Consider the following 2,861-nt stretch of genomic DNA (forward strand, 5'->3'; position numbering starts at 1 on the left):
CCATGTGCCGGCCGAACTGCGGCTCGGCGGAGGGCCTGCGGCCCCGCCTGCCGCGCCGGGCCAGTGCCTCGGCCTCGGCCCGGTCGTGGTCGAAGACCCCGTCCTGGCCGCGCCGGCGTGCGCCGCCCGTACGCGGCGCTCGCGCGGGCGCCCCGCGCCAGTCGTCGTCGGGCCGGTCGTCGTCGTACCCGTCGTAGTCGGCGTAGGCGTCCTCCGCCTCGGCCAGGAGCTCGGCCGCCTCCTCCTCGTTCGGCGCGAGGATGCGCAGCCGGACGGCGAGCAGGTGCAGCCGCTGCGGGATGGCGTTGACCGGCGTCGCGGTGACGACGAGCAGCCCGAAGACCGTCAGCAGCAGCAGGACGGGCACCGCCAGCGGGGAGCCCATGGCGAAGATCAGCGGCTCCGAGACCGCCCAGCCGATCAGCCCGCCCGCGTCCCGCATGGCCTGCGTGCCCGCGTCCCGGCCGGGCGCGCCGCACGCGATGTGCACGAGGCCGAGCACGCCCAGTACGAGCGCGGACAGCCCGATGACGATGCGCCCGTTGGCCTCCGGCTTCTGCGGATAAAGGATCAGCCGCACGGCGACCACGCCGAGCAGTATCGGCACGAGCAGGTCGAGCCGGCCGAAGGCACCGGTGATGAGCATGGTGACGAGGTCGCCGACGGGGCCCTGGAGGTTCGACCAGGTGCCCGCGGCGATGATCAGGGCGAGCGCGAGCAGCAGCAGCCCGAGGCCGTCCTTGCGATGGGCCGGGTCGAGGCCCTTGGCGCCGCGCCCTATGCCGCGCATCGCGCCGCCGATGCCGTGCGCCGCGCCGAGCCACACGGCCCGGGTCGCCCGGTAGACGCCGCCGGTGGGGGACGGTGCGGGCCTGGGCGCCGGCCTCGCGGCCTTCTTGGCGGGGGCCTTCCCGGCGGGCGCCTTCTTCGGGGGTGCCTTCCTGGCCGGCGTCTTCTTCGCGGGGGCGGGTTTCGGCGCGGCCTTCTTGACGGGTGGTGGCGCCGCCTTCCTCGCCGTACCGCTCGTACGGCCGGCGCGCGGCTTCGCGGTGCCCGCCGCCCCTTGAGAACCCTTGCCGGACGTACGTGAGGCCATGGTGGTGAGGTTACCGGTGCCCGGCGCCCGGGACACGTGTGACCGCCGCTTCACCCGTTCGTGTCGGAGCCGGGTGCGGCGGGGCTGACGGGCCGGGGCCCGGGGTGCGCGCGCTGAGGGGTCGTCAACACCCTTCGGGCGGGGCGCGGTCGGGGGCCGGGGACCACGGAGGCCGTTCCCGTCGCCACGGCGCCGCCGCCATGGCGCGGCCGAGCCGGGCGAACCGGGCCGGCCTCGGGCCGTGCGCGTGCCCGGGGTTCGGCACTCCCCGCTGCGCAAGGGGCGCCCCCGGGCACGGGTGGCCGCGGGGCCTCCGGGCCGTCAGAGCTGCGGCGGGAAGACCGGACCGGCTCCGGGAGTCCCGGGGCCCAGCGCGTCCAGTGCCCGCCGCAGGGCGGTGAGTTTGCGCTCCAGGTGCGCGGCCGTCGCCACCGCCGACGCGTCCGCCGCGTCGTCGTCCAGCTGCTTGGACAGCGCCTCCGCCTGCTCCTCAACTGCCGCGAGCCGCGCGGACAGTTCCGCCAGCAGCCCGGCCGGCTCCTTGGCCTCCCCGGCGCCCGCGAGCTGCAGCCTCAGCAGTTCGGCCTGCTCCTTGAGCTGGCAGTTCTTCATGTACAGCTCGACGAAGACGGAGACCTTCGCGCGCAGCACCCAGGGATCGAACGGCTTGGAGATGTAGTCGACCGCACCCGCCGCGTAACCGCGGAAGGTGTGGTGCGGGCCGTGATTGATGGCCGTGAGGAAGATGATCGGGATGTCCCGCGTGCGTTCGCGCCGCTTGATGTGCGCGGCCGTCTCGAACCCGTCCATCCCCGGCATCTGGACATCCAGCAGAATGACCGCGAAATCGTCCGTCAGAAGCGCCTTGAGCGCTTCCTCCCCTGACGATGCCCGCACCAGCGTCTGATCGAGCGCGGAGAGGATCGCCTCCAGCGCGAGCAGATTCTCCGGCCGGTCATCGACCAGGAGGATCTTGGCCTTCTGCACCATGGCCGCCCGCCCTCCTCGCCCCGGCGCCGGCTGACCCCCTGTCGGGGCGCCCGGACCGAGGCCGCGCTCCCCACCAGGCGGCGTCATCCGCGCGCCGTCCGTCCTTGTGCCGGTCATGGTAGCCGCACCCCGCCCGTCGCCACACCCTGTCACCGCGATGTCACGGCGCACGAACGGGTAACGCGGCAGGGCCCCGGATCGTTCCCGGCACCCCTGTCGTCCCCACAGTCCCACATCCCGCCCTTCGCGGCGGGGGCGCCCCCGGGGCCTCCCTGCCGCGAAGGGGAGGTCAGCCCTGCCGCATGTAGTCCGCCATCATCACGAGGAGCTGGTCGGAGTCGACCGGCTTGGTGACGTAGTCGGACGCGCCGGACTCGATCGCCTTCTCCCGGTCGCCCTTCATCGCCTTCGCGGTGAGCGCGATGATCGGCAGCCCCGCGAACTGCGGCATCCTGCGGATCGCGGTCGTCGTCTCGTACCCGTCCATCTCCGGCATCATGATGTCCATCAGGACGACCGTGACGTCGTCGTGCTGCTCCAGGACCTCGATGCCCTCGCGGCCGTTCTCCGCGTACAGCACGGTGAGGCCGTGGGCCTCCAGGACGCTCGTGAGCGCGAAGACGTTGCGCACGTCGTCATCCACGATCAGGACCTTCTCGGCGCTGAACGACACCGGGCGGGCCGGGGCGCCCGCGTCCGCGGCCTCCTCGGCCGCCGCGCTCCGCTCCTCGGCGGCGGGCGCGAGGGCCGGCACGTGCCCGGGGCGTCCCGGTGC

General features: G+C 74.1%; 2 protein-coding genes and 1 pseudogene. All 3 read right to left on the reverse strand.

What is annotated here, in order from left to right; genetic code table 11:
* Positions 1-1,096 (reverse strand): annotated as a pseudogene (locus L1885_RS26570) (cell division protein FtsK); the annotation flags it as partial.
* Between the two features lie 321 nt (positions 1,097-1,417).
* Positions 1,418-2,086, reverse strand: a complete 669-nt coding sequence (locus L1885_RS26575) for a response regulator (RefSeq protein WP_235799707.1) — start codon at positions 2,084-2,086, stop codon at positions 1,418-1,420.
* A 289-nt stretch (positions 2,087-2,375) separates the two neighbouring features.
* Positions 2,376-2,861 (reverse strand): response regulator (locus tag L1885_RS26580; RefSeq protein WP_235799708.1); only part of this gene is annotated, 486 nt, incomplete at its 5' end.

It is taken from the genome of Streptomyces fuscigenes (genome assembly GCF_021556455.1).
Classification (GTDB): Bacteria; Actinomycetota; Actinomycetes; order Streptomycetales; family Streptomycetaceae; genus Streptomyces; species Streptomyces fuscigenes.

Bases quoted from the DNA above. Each gene is read 5' to 3' on its own strand.
- L1885_RS26575 (WP_235799707.1), bottom strand. From the start codon at position 2,086: ATGGTGCAGAAGGCCAAGATCCTCCTGGTCGATGACCGGCCGGAGAAT.